Consider the following 16217-nt stretch of genomic DNA (forward strand, 5'->3'; position numbering starts at 1 on the left):
CTTCTTGCGCCAACCCGGCTCACTGGGCCAAAGGACGAGCGTGACCGCCAGCATCAGCATAGGAACCGACAGCCACGGCAAGGACGTGCTGGTCGACGTGGAGGAATTGCTTGCCACCCGGCTGCTCGTCCAGGGCAATTCGGGGTCGGGCAAGTCGCATCTGTTGCGCCGCCTGCTGGAAGAAAGCGCCCCGCTGGTGCAGCAGGTGGTGATCGACCCGGAGGGGGATTTCGTCACGCTGGCCGATAATTATGGCCATGTGGTGATTGATGCTGGCGACTATAATGAGCGCGAGATCGTCAAGATGGCGACGCGGATTCGCGAACATCGCGCGTCGGTGGTGCTGAGCCTGGAGGCGCTGGAGATTGACGCGCAGATGAAATGCGCCGCGTCCTTCCTGAACGCCTTGTTCGATGCGCCGCGCGACCATTGGTATCCGGCTTTGGTGGTGGTGGACGAGGCGCAGATGTTCGCGCCTGCCGCTGCTGGCGACGTGTCCGACGAGGCGCGCCGGGTTTCGCTGGCGGCCATGACCAATTTGATGTGCCGGGGGCGCAAGCGTGGGCTGGCGGGGGTCATCGCGACGCAGCGGCTGGCGAAGCTGGCCAAGAATGTCGCGGCGGAGGCCTCCAACTTCCTGATGGGGCGCACCTTTCTGGACATCGACATGGCGCGTGCCGCCGATCTGCTGGGGATGGAGCGGCGGCAGGCGGAGCAGATTCGCGATCTGGAGCGCGGGCGATTCCTGGCGCTAGGTCCGGCGATCTGCCGCCGTCCGGTCGCGGTGAAGATCGGCGCGGTCAAGACCAGCACGCGCGGCGGCACGCACAAGCTGATGGCCCCGCCGGTGACGAGTGGCGAGGATTTTCAGGAATTGCTGTTTGCGCCCGAAGCGGCGGATGCCGCCCCGGTTGCGCCGCCCCGCGCCGATCCCCCGCCCCGCGCCGCCGAGGATATCATCCGCGCGCTGGCCGATTCGCCCCAGGCCAAGCCCGCCGCGCCCGAACTGGATTTCGGCCAGAATGAGCCGGTGGTGATGGCGGTGCTGGAGGAAATCGTCGCCGATCTGGGCGATGCCGCGCCCAGCATATCGACCCTCTATCAGGATTTTGGCGTGCGCTGCCGGATGAAGGGGCTGCGCACCCCGCCGCTCGACCTGCCTGCCTTCCGCAAGCGCTTTGCCATGGCGCAGGCCGGGATGATGGACGCCGCCGATGTCCGCTGGGAACCGGCAATGCGCGCCGCCGATCCGCTGCCGGAGGATATGCTGGCCCCCTTCCTGCTGATCGCGCGCGCCGCAATGCAGGGCCACCCCTGCCCTGACGACGCGGCGCTGGCGCGGGCCTATGGCACCAGCTCGCCGGGGCGGGTCCGGCGGCTGATCGACTATATGGAGAAACTGGGCGTCATCGTCGCGCGTACCGACTTTTCGGGCAAGCGCTCCATCGGCGTGCCGGGGCTGGGCCTGTCGACCGCGGTGGCGGAGGGGTGACGCCAGCGGTCCTCTTCGTGTGTTTGGGCAATATCTGCCGGTCGCCGCTGGCCGAAGCGGCGTTGCGGGCGGAGGCAGAGCGGGCCGGGCTGGACATATTGGTCGATTCGGCGGGGACGGGCGACTGGCATGTCGATTGCCCGCCCGACGCGCGCGCGATCCGGCAGGCGTTGCGCCATGGCATCGACATATCGGGCTATCGTGGGCGTCAGGTGAACGCCGCCGATTTCCACCGCTTCACCCATATCTTTGCGCTGGATGGCGAGAATCTGAAAAATCTGCGGCGCATCCGCCCCGCCGACGGGACGGCCAAGCTGGCGCTGTTGATGGACATGGTGCCGGGGTACGAGGGGCGCGGCGTGAGCGATCCCTATTATGGCGACGAAGCCGGATTTGCGCAGACGTGGGACGATGTGACCCGCGCGGCGCGGGCGATCGTCGCGACATTCGGCACGATTCGCCAATAGTGCCGGATCAGTCGCCTGCGACCCGATCCCGCATCGTTTGACTCGCACGGAAGGTCAGGACGCGGCGCGGTTCGATAGGCACTTCGACCCCGGTCTTGGGATTGCGGCCCATACGCTGGGTCTTGTCCCGCAGGACGAAGGTGCCAAAGCTGGAAATCTTCACATTTTCGCCGCGTCCGAGCGCGTCGGACATATGATCGAGGATCGATTCGATCAGCGCCGCCGCTTCGGCCCGCGACAGGCCGACATGGCGGTTGACGCTTTCAGCAAGGTCTGCGCGCGTTAATGTGCCTGTCCTCGTCATCGGATTCCCCATTTCCACCCCATGGACCATCGCGGTCGGATGGCCTCTACAGGAATGTGCGGGATTTGCAGGGGTTTGGCAAGGTTGCGTGATATTGCGGGATCAGACCCGCAGGACGCAGGCGCCCCAGGTGAAGCCACCGCCCATCGCTTCCAGCACGATGAGGTCGCCCGCCTTGATCCGTCCGTCGCGAATGGCGCAGTCGAGCGCCAGCGGAACCGACGCCGCGGAGGTGTTGGCGTGGCGATCCACCGTCACGATCACCCGGTCGGGCGAGAGTTTGAGCTTGCGCGCGGTGGCGTCCAGGATGCGGGCATTGGCCTGGTGCGGCACCAGCCAGTCAATGTCGCTGTTGGACAGGCCCGCCATACCCATGACTTCGTTCAGGACCGAGGCAAGGTTGACGACCGCGTGGCGGAACACTTCCTGACCCTTCATCCGCAGCTTGCCCACGGTCTGCGTCGTGGACGGTCCGCCATCGACATAGAGAAGGCCGTTGTGTCGGCCATCGGCATGAAGCTTGCTGGCCAGGATACCCCGCGCGCCGTCGGCGCTTTCCTCTGCGCCCAGCACGACGGCGCCCGCGCCATCGCCGAACAGGACGCAGGTGGTGCGATCCTCCCAGTCGAGGATACGGCTGAAGGTTTCAGCGCCAATCACCAGCGCGCGATGCGCCGCGCCGGAGCGGATCATGCTGTCGGCGACGGTGATGGCGTAGAGAAAGCCCGAACAGACGGCCGCCACGTCGAAAGCGACGCAATCATTGATGCCGAGCGCTGCCTGCACCTTGGTGGCGGACGCCGGGAAGGTCTGGTCCGGGGTTGCGGTCGCCAGGATGATGAGGTCGATGTCCTGCGCGGCGACACCGGCGGCGTCGATCGCCGCGCGGGCGGCGTCGGTGGCCAGCGAGGCGGTGGTTTCATCGTCGCCCGCAATATAGCGATTGCGAATACCGGTGCGCTCGACAATCCATTCGTCGCTGGTGTCGACGGTCTGCGCCAGTTCAGCGTTGCTGACCGTGCGGACAGGCAGGGCCGATCCGGTCCCCAGGAGAATCGCACGACGGATCACTTGGCGGGCTGCTCCAGCTTCGACGAGGCGGTGAGCGCCTGCACGGCGGCCATGTCGGCCGCAATGCGGCGGGTGATATCTTCTTCCAGCAGGCGGGCGGCAACATGGACCGCATTGGCGATGCCCTTGGCATCGGCGCTGCCATGGCTTTTGACGACCACGCCGTTCAGGCCCAGAAACACCGCGCCATTGTGATTATTGGGATCGAGGTGATGCTTGAGCAGGTGCATCGCGGGCTTGGAGATCAGGAAGCCGATCTTCGAGCGGATGGAGCTGGTGAAGGCGTTGCGCAGCACGTCGGTGACGAAGCGGGCCGTGCCTTCGATCGTCTTGAGCGCGACATTGCCGGAAAAACCGTCGCACACGATGACATCGGTATCGCCCCGGCTGATCTTGTCGCCTTCGGTAAAACCGTCAAAGCTCATCGGCAGGGCGTGCGCGGCGCGCAGGATGGCCGCGGCGTCGCGGATTTCATCCGTCCCTTTGAGGTCTTCGGTGCCGATGTTGAGCAGGCGCACGCGGGGCCGTTCCAAGTCGAACGCGATGCGGGCATAGGCTGCCCCCATCACCGCGAACTGGACGAGATTGCGGGCGTCACATTCCGTGTTCGCGCCCAGATCGAGCATGACCACATCATTGTTGCCGAGCGTGGGCAACAGCGCAGCCAGCGCAGGTCGATCAATGCCGGGCATGGTGCGCAGCGCCAGCTTGGCCATGGCCATCAGCGCACCAGTATTGCCGGCCGAAACCGCAGCCCCCGCCTGACCCGATTTGACGGCCGCTATGGCCATGCTCATCGAGCTGCTTTTCTTGCGAATCGCGACGCTGGGCTTGTCGGCACCATCGACGACGGTATCGGCATGGACGACGTCCGACGCCGCGCGCAAATTGGGATGGCTGTCGAGCGCCGCCTTGATGCGGGTTTCGTCGCCGAACAGGGTGAAGCGCAGCCCTTCATGGCGGTGACGGGCGAGCGCCACACCCGCCATCATCACGCGCACGCCTTCATCCCCGCCCATCGCGTCTATGGCGATTCGCGGTTGGCTGGACACCCTAGATCACCCCTTTGCGGAGATCGAAAAGTCGTTACGCCCCGACGGCGACGATTTCGCGGCCGTTATAATGGCCACAGGCGCCGCACAGATTGTGGGGACGCTTGAGTTCACCGCAGTTGGAGCATTCCTGGAATGCTTCGACGCGCAGCGAATCGTGGCTGCGGCGCATACCGCGCTTGGAGGGGGACGTTTTCCTTTTGGGGACAGCCATGTCGGCACCTTGTTCCGTAAATCTATCAGGTTGTGCGAACGGCCAGATCCAACATGAAAGCTGACGCCACAGGCGCCGCAGACCCATGCGGCCCTGGGTGATCGCGAAGCCCTGCGCCTATAGCGCTTTTTGATCGGGGTGCAAGTCCTTCCTTGCCCGCCCGGCCAGGGCGGCTAGGGTGCAGGTCATAGAAATGAGGGGAAAACCGATGCTGTTGCCGATCACACTGACCTTTGCTGCCGCCTGCGCGCTGCTCAACTTGTGGATCGCGACGCGGTGCGCGCGGATTCGCATTTCGGACAAGGCGCTGCATGGCGATGCGGGCAACGCGCTGCTGGCGCGGCGGATGCGGGCGCATGCCAATTATATCGAATATACGCCGATCGTGCTGATCCTGTTCCTGGTCGTCGAACTCGCGATCGGCGCATCGCTATGGCTGTGGATCGGGGCGCTGGTCTATATTGTCGCACGGGTCGCCCATGCGTTCGGCATGGATGCAGACGCCGCTACCGTGTGGCGCGGCGGCGGGGCGCTGCTGACCTGGATCGTCATGGTCGGCATGGCGATAACGGCGCTGACGATCGCCTATACCGCCACGCGCGAGGTGCCTGCGCCGCCGGCGCTGTCGGCGCAGGTGTAACCCCATATCCGTTCGGGCTGAGCCTGTCGAAGCCCTGCCCTTTACTTCAAGAAGAGCGCCCCTTCGACAAGCTCAGGGTGAACGGAGGGGGCGCCAGACGAGGATTAGCCCAGCACCGAATCGGCGACGAAGGGGTTGGTGCGGCGTTCGTGGGCGAAATTGCTCATCTGGCCATGGCCGGGGACGAAGGCGGTGTCGCCGCCCAATGGCCACAGCTTGCCGGTGATCGCGTCGATCAGTTGCTGGTGATTGCCGTGCGGAAAGTCGGTGCGGCCGATCGACCCCTGGAACAGCACGTCGCCGACGATGGCGAGCTTGCTGGGGGCGTGGTGGAACACGACATGGCCGGGCGTATGACCGGGGCAATGGAGGACGTCGAGGGTAAGGTTGCCGACAGTTACCTGATCGCCATCGACCAGCCAGCGATCCGGCTCGAAACTTTCGCCCGGCACGCCCCAGCGCTTGCCGTCCTCCGCCAGCTTGTCGATCCAGAAACGGTCATCTTCATGCGGCCCCTCTATCGGCACGCCCAGGTCGCGGGCCAGCACGCCTGCCTGCCCGCAATGGTCGATATGGCCATGGGTGACGAGCAGCTTTTCGATGGTCACGCCATGCTGCGCCGCTGCCTGTTTCAGCACCGGCAGATCGCCGCCCGGATCGACGAACGCACCGCGCATGGTGGCGGTACACCAGAAGAGGGTACAGTTCTGCTGGAGCGGGGTGACCGGGATCAGCGTGGCTTTAAGTGGACGGTCTTGGGGGGATGTCGTCATCCGCCCGATGTGGCGAAGCGGCGGGACGGACGCAAGACCTAAGCCTCGTCCAGCGCCGCAAACGGCTCGGCCAGGCTGATACCGTCCAGCACCCGCGCCGTCTCGTCGCGCACGCGCAGCATCACACGGTGCAAGCGACATTCCGATTCGGGCAGGCAGTTGGTACAGCTTTCATGCGCGAAGCGGCTGGCGCAGGGCGTCAGCGCGAGCGAGCCGCGGGTCAGGCGGACAATGTCGCCATAGCTGATGTCGACCGGGGCGAGGGCCAGCCAATAGCCCCCGTCCCTGCCCCGCTGCGTCGCCACTAGCCCTTCGCGCGACAGTTCGGACAGGATCACCGTCAGGAATTTGCCCGGAATATTCTGGCGCGCGGCGATCTCGTTCAGCGGCACTGGTCCCTGACGATAGCGGTCGGCAAGATGCTGGAGCGCGCGGATGGCATAACGGGTCTTTTGGGACAGCATATTAGCGTTATTCGCTCAGGCGATGCGTTTGACAAGTCAAGGCGCGGCTTTCTCCAGCACGGTGCGCGCTTGGGCGGGGAAATCGGTAAAGGCCGCGTCCACCCCGGTCGCCGCCACCGCGCGGACATAGCCGGCAAAATCGCCCCGGCCCTGCGCGTCATCGGGGCGCTGATATTGGACGGGCAGGAAGAAATTTTCCATCCGCAGCGTCCAGATATGGACCTGTAGCCCGGCATCATGCGCCTGCCCTACCAGTGCGGTCGCGCCGTCATCGGCCAACACCCGGCTGGTGGAGGGGCCGATGCCATCGGCATAGTCCGCGATGGCCCGTAACCCTTCCACGCTCATCATTGCGTCATAGGTCAGGTCAGGCCGATCCGCCGGTCCGCCGGTACTGTCAATCAGCTGGATCAGCCGCAGCCGGGTGACCGCGCGCAGAGCCTGGAGATTGCCGACCTCGAACGACTGGATAAAGACCGGGTCCGCTTCAGTCAGATAGCCATATTGTTCCAGCAGCGCGAGCATCGGCGCCTGATGCGGCAGGCCGATCCCGGCGAAATAGCTGGGATGCTTGGTTTCGGGATAGAGGCCGATGCGGCGGCCCGCTTCCGCCTCCTTGGCGCGGACCAGCTTCAATATCTCCTCGAACGTCGGGATGAGGTAGAGATCGTTGAAGCGGGTATTGGCGGGGCGCAGCAAGGGCAGCCGTTCGCGCGCGCGCAGGGTACGCAGTTCGGCCAGAGTGAAATCTTCGGTAAACCAGCCGGTGACCGCCGCGCCGTCGATCGTCTTGGTCGTCTTGCGATCGGCAAATTCGGGATGGTCGGCAACGTCGGTCGTGCCGCTGATTTCATTTTCATGCCGGGCGACCAGCACGCCATCCTTGGTCAGGACCAGATCCGGCTCGATAAAGTCCGCGCCTTCGTCAATCGCCCGCTCGTAGGAAGCGAGCGTATGTTCGGGCCGTTCGCCGCTGGCCCCGCGATGGGCGATCAACAAGGGTTCGGCCATGGCGATCTCTACCGGCAAAAGGAGGAGCAGGAGCGTCAGGCAGGCGCGGATCAGGCGCCGCCCGCTCATGCTATGGCACCTGCCAGCGCATTCTCATAGGTCGTCGCCTTGAAACCGACGATGGTCTGCTTGCCCGTGTCCAGGATCGGTCGCTTGATCATCGACGGGTTGGTCATCATCAGCAGGATGGCCTTGTCCGCGTCGATATGCGCCTTGTCCCCGGCGTCCAGCGCCTTGAAGGTGGTGCCGGAACGGTTGAGGATGGTTTCCCAGCCATGCTCCATCACCCATTCCTCCAGCTTCGCCTTGTCAACGCCCGACACTTTATAGTCGTGGAAGCTGTAGGAGACGCGCTCATTGTCGAGGAAATTGCGCGCCTTCTTGATCGTGTCGCAATTTTTGATGCCGTACATCGTGATCATGGCGGCTTACCCTTTGAAAGCGGTGACTTCGATTTCGATTTTCATGTTCGGCTTGATCAGCCCGGCCACGACGCAGCTGGCGGCGGGGCGGATGGTGCCGAACACCGGCGCGGTCGCCTGACCCAGTTCGTCCCAATAGGCGGGATCAGTGATGTAATAAGTGACGCGCACGACGTCGGCAAAGGCAAAGCCCGCTTCGTCCAGCGCCGTGCCAATGACCTTGAGCGCGTTGGTGGCCTGATCGGCGACGCTGTCGGGCATGGTCTTGGTTTCGGGATCGGTGCCGGTGGTGCCGGCGACGAAGCACCAGTCGCCCTGGACGACGGCACGGGAATAGCCGACCTGCGCCTCAAAGGGCGAGCCGGACGAAATAAGCTGGCGGGACATGACGGATTCCTGCTGCAGTGCGAAAGGATCGCGCCCGCCCTTGCCCCCTTGGCCCGATGCTGTCCAGTGGATTCAGCGACGCCCAAGCGGAACGGCGGGCGATGCGGACCGTTAGGGAGGGATTGAACCTGTTACAGGAGAGCGTCCATGGCCCACCCTATCCCCGACAATGATATCGACGACAATGCCGAACAGAGCGAGGCGGGAACGCAGGCGCAGGATGTGGCGGAGTCCGCTCGGACGCGGGCTACCGACCTGAGTGAGGATAGCGAACGCGGCGGACACAGCAATCCGGCGCAGATCATCCCCGATGACGTGCCGGACCTGGTGGACACGATGAATGCCATGAACCGGTCCGGTCGGATCGACATGGATGCCTATGCCGGAGAACCGGCGATGGATGACGAGGACGGGGCGGAAAGCGACGAGGACTGAAGCCTTCGATCAAGCGGCTGCGCTGCCACCGTCCAGCGCGAAATTGATCATGCCGCGCGCCATATGTCCCAGAGCCTGTGCCATCGCATCACCAATGGCCGGGTCCATATCCTTCTGGCCCGCTATGGCGCAGGTCATCGCCAGCGCCCAGTCGTCGGCCAGTGCGGGGGTGATCGGGAAGGCGCGGTGGAGCGACATGACGCACTGGCCGCGCCCGAACCAGTCGCGCGGGCCACCCAGCCAGCCCGACAGGAAACGGGTCAGGCCATGACGCACCGGCCCCAGATCGGCGGCATGGAGCGCGCGCAAGTCAGCATAGAGGCTGTCCTGTTCGATCAGGTCGTAGAAGCGGTTGACGATCGCCGCGACGACCGGTTCGCCGCCGATGCGGACATAGGGGCTGGGCGGCGCGGCGGCGTTCATCGATTGGCTCCATTTCGGATGAAGGAGGGGCCAGCATGACGCATGGAAAGCGCGCGTCATTGATCCGCGTCAAACCCGATCGTCACCGGATCGGCGAGAGGATGGACCGGCTTTAACGCCCTCTTTGCCAATGGCCGCCTATCCTGGCGGCATGGCGAGACAAAGATATGGACGAGCGCAACGACGCAGCGCGGGCTTTGGCGGCCCGGCGATCATCTACGCGCTGTGCCTGGGGCTGCTGCTCGGCTGGTATGGGCCGATCTGGATGGAGCGCGGCGCGTGGCAGCTGCTGGAGATGCCGCGGCAGAGCGTCCCGACCGATAGCCTGTCCGCTCAATTTGGCTTTTGCCATAGTGGCGGCGGGGTCAATTGCGTGGTGGACGGCGACACATTCTGGTTCAGCGGCGAAAAATACCGGATCGCCGATATCGACACGCCCGAAACCCATGGGCCAAGCTGTGCCGCCGAGGGTGCCCTCGGCGCGCGGGCGACGGAGCGATTGCAGGCGCTGATGAACGAAGGCGCGTTCTCGCTGGAAAGCGGCGATCGGGATACCGACCGTTATGGCCGATCGCTCAGAGTGGTGACACGCGGCGGCGAATCGATCGGCGGGATATTGGTGGCCGAGGGGCTTGCGCGCGAATGGGACGGGGCGCGCCGAGGCTGGTGCTGAAAAGGGCGGACGCGCAACGCCCGCCCCTTCCTTCAACTTAGCGGCAGTTCAGGCTGCCACGGTCGATTTCGCGGCCCAGCAGCGCGCCTGCGCCGCCGCCGATCAGGATGCCCGCGACATTGGACTGGCCACGGTCGATCTGGCTGCCGAGCAGGCCACCCAGCGCCGCGCCGACGATCAGGCCGGTCGTGCCGTCCGAACGACGGCAATAATAGCGGTCGTCATAGCCGCGATAGATGCGGGTACGGCGATCGACGCGGATGGGCTGATAACCGGCGCGATAATAGCGGTCGGGCCGATAGCTGCGGCCATAGCGCGGATCGGGACGGTTCCAGTCATAGCTGTACACCGGGCGGCCGGGCTGGCGATAGGTGACGCGGCGGTCGTCGCGGCGATCATTGCGACGGTCGGCGCGGCGCTCCTGCCGATCATCGCGGCGGTCTGCGCGTCGATCCTGACGATCATCCCGACGGTCCGCCCTGCGGTCCTGGCGATCATCGCGCCGTTCGCGATTGTCGTGGCCCGGCTGGGCGAAGGCGGGGGTGGCCGCAAGGCCGGTCAGCGCCATCGCGCCGAGCGACAGGGCGGCAATGGCCTGTCTGAAAGTGAATGTCATGGGCGGGGTCCTTCGCTTGGGTGCAGTGTTAAATATCAGAACCACCGACGATAGAAGATGTTGCATGAACGATACAAAACCGCCCGTTCATCGTGGAGCAGGATGAGACGGGGCGGGATGGCGGCAGAATCGCCACGAACAGAAGCTGTATAGTGAAATTGGGTGATACGCCGGCACGACCCTATGGTGAGGCCGTCAGCCCTGATCCTGATAGGCCATCTGGAGTATGCCCCAGTGCCGACCCTTCACATGGATCGACGCGATCACCTGTTTCAGCAGGATGACGTCGCCGGACGCGGTCAGGCGGCGATAGGCCTTGATGCAGAAGGGCTGGGTGGTGCGACATTGTTCGCGCGTATCGGGGAAATCGAAGATCAGCCCCTGGCGCGAATATTCCGCATTCCATGGGTCATCGCCCGGCCGCTGCGGATGGGCGCGTTCGGGCATGGCGATCGCGCCAAAGGCGTTGCGGTCGGTAAAGGTCATGCCGAACAGGCCGGTAAAGGCACGGGCCTTGTCCTGCTGCGCGCGCGCGGCGGGCAGCATCACATCCTGCACGGGATGGCTATATTGTTGCGGATTGGTGCCGGGTATCGGTATCGGCTGGCTGCTGAACAGCGCGGCTTCGCTGATCTGCCCGCTGTCGATCGCCTGCTCGATCGCGCGGCTGACGATCTCGGCCGATTCCAGGCTGAAACTGATATAGGGCGAATCGGGGATGGCGACCCCGCTTTCGGCCAGATATTGCAGCAGCATGTTGGTATCTTCGCTGGCGGTCGATACGCGGCCCGACAGCCTTTGCAGGCCACCCGCATTGTCCGCCGACGTGCTGGCGAGCGCAGCCAGGCCGGAGCGGATTTCGCCCGCCGACCCAACGATGGACGCGATCCGTTCGGCCACGCCCTCGCTATTGCTCGACAGGTCGACCATCAATGACCCCAGCCGCTCGACCAGCGCCTCTATGTTGCGCGTGTCCGATTGCGCGGTGCGCGCGGTCTGCGCGCCGCGGTTGATACTGTCGAGCATCCCGCCCGCTTCGCCGGTCAGCGCCGCAATCGACTGTTCGATCGTGTGGGTCGCAGCGCCCGTTTCCTGCGCCAGTTTCTTCACTTCGGCCGCGACGACGGCAAAGCCGCGCCCGGCATCACCCGCGCGCGCCGCTTCGATCGTGGCGTTGAGCGCCAGCAAATTGGTCTGGCTGGCAATGCCGCTGATCACATTGGTGACATGGGCGACGGTCTTGAGCGCTTCGCCAAAGCCGTCCAGCCGCTCATGGATGCGGCTGACCTGATCGATCAGGTCGACAAACACATGGTTGGCGGCGGACAATTGCCGGCCCGAATCGTCGATGATGGAACGGGCGGCAATCGCCTTGGCGCGCGCGTCCTGCCCGGCATATGCCACGCTTTCGCCATCGTGCGACAATTGCGTTGCCGCGCCGCTGATCGCCTCGATCGTGCGCGCCTGCTGCGTTACCCGGTCGGCCAGTTCGCTGATGTCGGCCTGTAAATCGAGCGTGCGTATCCCCAGGTCGCCCGACAATTTGGCCACCTTCATCACCGCTCTTGCAACGGTTTCGGATTTCGCTTCGCTACCCACGGATTGAGGGCTAATCCAACATGGTAAAGGAAAGATTAGCGTCGCGTCAGAGCGATCCGGCCAGCGCCAGAACCACGCCCGTCACGACCAGCAGCAGCCCGATCGCCTCGCTGCGCTGCATCTGTTCCTTGAGATAATAACGGGCAAAACCCATGGTGAAGGCGACCTCGACCTGCCCTACGATCCGCACCAGTGCCACTGGCGCGGTGGCAAAGCCGGTGAACCAGCAGGCCGATCCAAGGGCCGAGAGCATCCCGACCTGTCCCGATACCCGCCAGGTAGCAAATACCCGCCGCATCTCGCTCGGTTCGCGCGCCAGCAGCCAGCCGCCCTGCATGACGGTCTGGAGCGCGACCGTCACTGCCAGGACGACCAGCGCTGCCAGGATCGGATCGTCCGTTTCCACCTGCTGCGTCGCGCGGCGGATGCCGATCGCGGTCAGCGCGAAGAAAAATCCGGACGCGATGCCGCATAGCGCGGCGGGCTGGCCCAGCGCGCGGATGAAATCCATTGGCCTCATGCGCCTGCCACCAGTCGATAGCAGCATCACCCCCGCCACGCCGCAGCCGATCCCGGCCCAGGCGAGCGGCGACAAGCGTTCGCCCATGAGCAGGAAGGACAGGAGCGCGCCTTGCACGGCTTCGGTCTTGGAGTAAGCCGTGCCGACGACGAAATTGCGATGGCCGAACGCCAGAATCAGCAGGTTGGTCGCGATGATCTGCGCCAGTCCGCCGCCGATGCAGAAGAGCAGGAACGATGGTCCGACGGCTGGGAGAGTCGCGGGATTGGCCAGCCAATATCCGCCCAGCAGCAGCAGTGCGAACGGCACGCCATACAGGTAGCGCACCAGTCCCGCCGCGTTGAGCGACAGGCTCTGGCTCACCCGCCGCTGGACGGCCGTGCGCCATGCCTGCACCCCACCTGCCATCAGCGTTGCGGGCAGCCAGATCGGCGATGTAATCATCGCGCCGCTATAGCCGCCAGACGCTCTGCGTCATCCCATCATCACCAGCATGGTGAAGAACAGCGCCAGCGCGAGGCAGGCGAACATATAGAGCAAAGGCAGCCGCCACAGCGCGCCAAGGCGTGACAGGCTGTAGGCATCCTTCATCTGCCGGTACATGTGCCAGGCGGCATAGAGCAGCAGCGCGGTCGTCACCAGACCGGCGGTGACATGCAGCGCCGACAGCAGCATCGACAGCGAAAAGAGCAAGGACATGAAGGCGATCGAATAGGTCACATAGATCGCATGATCATACATTTTGAAGCGGCGGCTGAACGGGAAGAGCAGCCATACGAACGGCATGGAAAACAGGATCAGCGCCCAGGAGAATTTATAGGCGTTGGCCTTGAGCTTGTAATAGGCCAGTTCCGGGTCTTTCGCTGCGGCGCTGACCACCTCCCCCACCGTGGCGGCGACCCCGCCATTCATGCCCTCACCGCGCAGACTTTCGGTCATGTTGGCGGCGAGCGAGATGCCCTTTCGCTCGTCGCGCGCCTCGCCCAGATCTTCGTTCAGCGTCGCGCGCTGTGCCGGGGTCAGGCCGGGTGCCTTCAGCCGTGCCTCGATCTTCGCAATCTGCGCGTCGGCCTTCGCCTCTTCGGCGCGCAGTTCGGCGATCGCGCCATCGTCCATCTGCACCATCTTGCCTGCACTGGCGCCATGGCCGCTGGTCAGCGAGAAGATGGCGTACATCAGGAAGGCGCTGAACAGAAACAGGGCGAAGGGCGACACGAATTTCGCCCGCTCGCCATGGATGTAGCGCCGCGTCAGCTTGCCCGGCCGCAGCGCCAGTTCCGGCAATGTCCTGAATATCTTGCCTTCAAAATGCAGCACGCCATGGGCCAGATCATGCCCGATCGCGCCGAAACTGCGATGGACATGCGTCGCCTGCCCGCATTGCGCGCAATAGGCTCCGGCGATTGTCGCGCCACAATTGAGGCAAGCGCCATGGCCTTCATACTCTGACTCGCCATGCCCCGGCTCGACCGCGCGCGCGATCATACCTCCGGTAATGGCGTCCCCCGCTGCGTCGATTTCCCCCGTCATGGGGATCAGGATAACAGCGGTGTATGACGCATGCCAGACGGTTGTTGCGTTTAGCTGGGCTTGACGCCGGGCAGGCCATGGCGCGCCCAGTCCCGCCCCATCGTCCAGTTCGCCTCCAGCCGCACCAGCGGATTGGGCGCACACCAGATTTCGCCGCTGTCGGACAGGCCCGTCACCCAGATCAGATTATGCTCCTGCCCATAATCGATGACGGCCAGGGCATAGCCCTTCCCCTTGCCCTCGACATGAACGGGCAAGGGTGGGTCGAGTTGGGTGAAGGACATGGGACTGGCTCCGGTTTCAGGGTGCGGAGACAATGCCGGGTAAGCGCCGGGGTTCCGGGGGATTAACGCAGGTTGATGCGATTAAGCATCCTTCCCATCTTGCGATGGGGAGGATTATCCTGTCACACGCCCTCCAGCAGCCCTTCGCGCTTGATCTTCTCCTGCCAGACCAGCGGGGCGAGATGGTGGACATTCTGACCTTCGCTATCGACCGCGACGGTCACGGGCATGTCAGCCACATCGAACTCGTAAATGGCTTCCATGCCCAGATCTTCAAAGCCCACGACCTTGGCACCCTTGATCGCGCGGGCGACCAGATAGGCGGCACCGCCGACCGCCATCAGATAAGCGCTCTTATGCTTGGCAATGGCTTTGGTTGCCGCCACGCCGCGTTCGGCCTTGCCGACGCAGCCCAGCAGGCCCTGCTCCAGCATCATGTCCATGAAGCTGTCCATGCGCGTCGCGGTGGTGGGACCAGCGGGGCCGACCACTTCGTCGCCGACCGGATCGACCGGGCCGACATAATAGATGACGCGGCCCTTGAAATCGACAGGCAGGCTCTCGCCGCGGCTCAGCATATCCTTGATCCGCTTGTGCGCGGCGTCGCGCCCGGTCAGCATCTTGCCGTTGAGCAGCAGCCGGTCGCCATGTTTCCAGCTCTGGACGATCTGAGGCGTCAGCGTGTTGAGATCGACGCGGATCGCCTCCTTGCTCGGCGTCCAGTTGACGTCGGGCCATTCGGACAATTTGGGCGCTTCCAGATAGGCGGGGCCGGAGCCGTCCAGCGTGAAATGAGCGTGGCGGGTGGCGGCGCAGTTGGGGATCATCGCCACGGGCTTTCCCGCCGCATGGCAGGGATAGTCGTAAATCTTGACGTCGAGGATGGTGGACAGGCCACCCAGACCCTGTGCGCCGATGCCCAGCGCATTGACCTTGTCGAAAATCTCGACCCGCATCTTCTCGATCTCGGTCTGCGGCCCGCGCGCCTTGAGTTCCCCCATGTCGATCGCGTCCATCAGGCTTTCCTTGGCCAGCGCCACCGCCTTTTCCGCGGTGCCGCCAATGCCGATGCCCAACATGCCGGGCGGGCACCAGCCCGCGCCCATTTGCGGGATCATCTCCAGCACCCAGTCGACGATCGAATCGCTGGGGTTCATCATCTTGAACTTGGTCTTATTCTCGCTGCCGCCACCCTTGGCCGCGACATCGATGACGACCTTGTTGCCCGGCACCATTTCGACCGACAGGACGCAAGGGGTATTGTCCTTGGTATTCTGACGGCTGAAGGCGGGATCGCGCAGGATCGAGGCGCGCAGGCGGTTTTCGGGGTTGAGGTAGGCGCGGCGCACGCCTTCGTCGATGACGTCCTGCATGGAGCGGCTATTGTCGTCCAGGCGGCATTCCATGCCCCATTTGACGAATACATTGACGATGCCGGTGTCCTGGCAGATCGGGCGATGCCCCTCCGCGCACATGCGGCTGTTGGTCAGGATCTGGGCGATGGCGTCCTTGGCCGCCGGGCTTTGCTCCGCCTCATAGGCTTTGCCCAGCGCGCGGATATAATCCATCGGGTGATAATAGCTGATGAACTGAAGCGCGTCGGCGACGCTCTCTATCAGGTCGGCGGTCTTGATGAGCGTCATCTTACCCAGATCCCTTATGTCTGCGGCCCGGCCCTGCACGGCGGGTTCCTGCACGGGCAGCGGCTAGTCAGGAATCGCCCGCCTGTCCAGAGAGGTGCGGCTTAGAGTCTGTTTGGAAAAGCCGGTTCCGGCCCGCTCCCCCGCCCAACCACCCGATCCAGTATCATCCTGTCGGGTGGTTGGGCGGGGGAGCGGGC

At 64.4% G+C, this 16217-nt stretch carries 21 protein-coding genes; 5 read left to right on the forward strand and 16 right to left on the reverse strand.

All coding sequences use genetic code 11. The features are described from left to right. Nucleotides 1-40: 40 nt before the first annotated feature. A complete protein-coding gene (locus tag ACODR8_RS09300) occupies nt 41-1492 on the forward strand; it encodes a helicase HerA domain-containing protein (RefSeq protein WP_489006989.1) in 1452 nt (483 codons plus the stop codon). Then, on the forward strand, nt 1489-1959 hold the full coding sequence (locus tag ACODR8_RS09305; protein ID WP_489006990.1) for a low molecular weight protein-tyrosine-phosphatase: 471 nt from the start codon (nt 1489-1491) through the stop codon (nt 1957-1959). The genes ACODR8_RS09300 and ACODR8_RS09305 overlap by 4 nt, the downstream gene beginning before the upstream one ends. Nucleotides 1960-1966: 7 nt before the next feature. Here the strand turns inward: ACODR8_RS09305 and ihfA are convergent, their stop codons facing one another. The 4 genes from ihfA to rpmF all read right to left on the reverse strand — a co-directional run bounded on the left by ihfA (nt 1967) and on the right by rpmF (nt 4600). Continuing rightward, complete coding sequence (ihfA, locus tag ACODR8_RS09310; protein ID WP_489006991.1) at nt 1967-2263, reverse strand: integration host factor subunit alpha; 297 nt, start codon at nt 2261-2263, stop codon at nt 1967-1969. Nucleotides 2264-2365: 102 nt separating this feature from the next. After that, nucleotides 2366-3334, reverse strand: a complete 969-nt coding sequence (locus ACODR8_RS09315; protein ID WP_489006992.1) for a beta-ketoacyl-ACP synthase III — start codon at nt 3332-3334, stop codon at nt 2366-2368. Further along, complete coding sequence (plsX, locus tag ACODR8_RS09320) at nt 3331-4353, reverse strand: phosphate acyltransferase PlsX (protein WP_489007141.1); 1023 nt, start codon at nt 4351-4353, stop codon at nt 3331-3333. Before plsX ends, ACODR8_RS09315 begins: the two co-directional genes overlap by 4 nt. Nucleotides 4354-4420: 67 nt before the next feature. Continuing rightward, complete coding sequence (rpmF, locus tag ACODR8_RS09325; protein WP_006957677.1) at nt 4421-4600, reverse strand: 50S ribosomal protein L32; 180 nt, start codon at nt 4598-4600, stop codon at nt 4421-4423. A 208-nt stretch (nt 4601-4808) separates the two neighbouring features. Here rpmF and ACODR8_RS09330 point away from each other — a divergent pair, with 208 nt between their 5' ends. Further along, nucleotides 4809-5240: an MAPEG family protein gene (locus ACODR8_RS09330; protein ID WP_489006993.1), complete on the forward strand. Its 432-nt coding sequence runs from the start codon at nt 4809-4811 to the stop codon at nt 5238-5240. A 104-nt stretch (nt 5241-5344) separates the two neighbouring features. Here ACODR8_RS09330 and ACODR8_RS09335 read toward each other — a convergent pair whose 3' ends face one another. From ACODR8_RS09335 to ACODR8_RS09355, 5 genes are read right to left on the reverse strand one after another with little or no spacing between them, the layout of a single operon-like run. Continuing rightward, nucleotides 5345-6013, reverse strand: coding sequence for an MBL fold metallo-hydrolase (locus ACODR8_RS09335; RefSeq protein ID WP_489006994.1), 669 nt, complete (start codon nt 6011-6013; stop codon nt 5345-5347). Between the two features lie 38 nt (nt 6014-6051). Further along, nucleotides 6052-6477: an RrF2 family transcriptional regulator gene (locus tag ACODR8_RS09340; RefSeq protein ID WP_489006995.1), complete on the reverse strand. Its 426-nt coding sequence runs from the start codon at nt 6475-6477 to the stop codon at nt 6052-6054. 36 nt (nt 6478-6513) lie between these two features. After that, the gene (locus ACODR8_RS09345; protein WP_489006996.1) at nt 6514-7557 is read right to left on the reverse strand and encodes a glycerophosphodiester phosphodiesterase; all 1044 of its coding nucleotides are present in this window, start codon (nt 7555-7557) and stop codon (nt 6514-6516) included. Then, nucleotides 7554-7910 carry an ArsC family reductase gene (locus tag ACODR8_RS09350; RefSeq protein ID WP_017181978.1) on the reverse strand — a complete coding sequence of 119 codons (357 nt, stop codon included), beginning with the start codon at nt 7908-7910 and terminating at the stop codon, nt 7554-7556. The genes ACODR8_RS09345 and ACODR8_RS09350 overlap by 4 nt, the downstream gene beginning before the upstream one ends. Before the next feature lie 6 nt (nt 7911-7916). Next, nucleotides 7917-8297 carry a RidA family protein gene (locus ACODR8_RS09355; protein WP_489006997.1) on the reverse strand — a complete coding sequence of 127 codons (381 nt, stop codon included), beginning with the start codon at nt 8295-8297 and terminating at the stop codon, nt 7917-7919. A 147-nt stretch (nt 8298-8444) separates the two neighbouring features. On the opposite strand from ACODR8_RS09355, the gene ACODR8_RS09360 reads away from it, so the two are divergent. Then, the gene (locus ACODR8_RS09360) at nt 8445-8732 is read left to right on the forward strand and encodes a hypothetical protein (protein WP_294138070.1); all 288 of its coding nucleotides are present in this window, start codon (nt 8445-8447) and stop codon (nt 8730-8732) included. Between the two features lie 9 nt (nt 8733-8741). Here ACODR8_RS09360 and ACODR8_RS09365 read toward each other — a convergent pair whose 3' ends face one another. After that, nucleotides 8742-9155 carry a globin domain-containing protein gene (locus ACODR8_RS09365; protein WP_489006998.1) on the reverse strand — a complete coding sequence of 138 codons (414 nt, stop codon included), beginning with the start codon at nt 9153-9155 and terminating at the stop codon, nt 8742-8744. A gap of 151 nt (nt 9156-9306) precedes the next feature. Between ACODR8_RS09365 and ACODR8_RS09370 the strand changes: the two genes are divergently transcribed. After that, a complete protein-coding gene (locus tag ACODR8_RS09370; RefSeq protein ID WP_489006999.1) occupies nt 9307-9828 on the forward strand; it encodes a thermonuclease family protein in 522 nt (173 codons plus the stop codon). A gap of 37 nt (nt 9829-9865) precedes the next feature. Here the strand turns inward: ACODR8_RS09370 and ACODR8_RS09375 are convergent, their stop codons facing one another. From ACODR8_RS09375 to ACODR8_RS09400, 6 genes are all read right to left on the reverse strand, one after another. Continuing rightward, on the reverse strand, nt 9866-10444 hold the full coding sequence (locus tag ACODR8_RS09375) for a glycine zipper 2TM domain-containing protein (RefSeq protein WP_489007000.1): 579 nt from the start codon (nt 10442-10444) through the stop codon (nt 9866-9868). A gap of 195 nt (nt 10445-10639) precedes the next feature. Next, on the reverse strand, nt 10640-12001 hold the full coding sequence (locus ACODR8_RS09380; RefSeq protein ID WP_489007142.1) for a methyl-accepting chemotaxis protein: 1362 nt from the start codon (nt 11999-12001) through the stop codon (nt 10640-10642). An 88-nt stretch (nt 12002-12089) separates the two neighbouring features. Then, nucleotides 12090-13007, reverse strand: coding sequence for an EamA family transporter (locus ACODR8_RS09385; RefSeq protein WP_489007001.1), 918 nt, complete (start codon nt 13005-13007; stop codon nt 12090-12092). 30 nt (nt 13008-13037) lie between these two features. After that, nucleotides 13038-14093 carry a DUF3667 domain-containing protein gene (locus ACODR8_RS09390; RefSeq protein ID WP_489007002.1) on the reverse strand — a complete coding sequence of 352 codons (1056 nt, stop codon included), beginning with the start codon at nt 14091-14093 and terminating at the stop codon, nt 13038-13040. 50 nt (nt 14094-14143) lie between these two features. Next, nucleotides 14144-14377 carry a hypothetical protein gene (locus ACODR8_RS09395; protein ID WP_217674342.1) on the reverse strand — a complete coding sequence of 78 codons (234 nt, stop codon included), beginning with the start codon at nt 14375-14377 and terminating at the stop codon, nt 14144-14146. A 122-nt stretch (nt 14378-14499) separates the two neighbouring features. Next, on the reverse strand, nt 14500-16020 hold the full coding sequence (locus ACODR8_RS09400; RefSeq protein ID WP_489007143.1) for a fumarate hydratase: 1521 nt from the start codon (nt 16018-16020) through the stop codon (nt 14500-14502). Nucleotides 16021-16217 lie beyond the last annotated feature (197 nt).

Source organism: Sphingobium sp. FG58 (assembly GCF_057809055.1).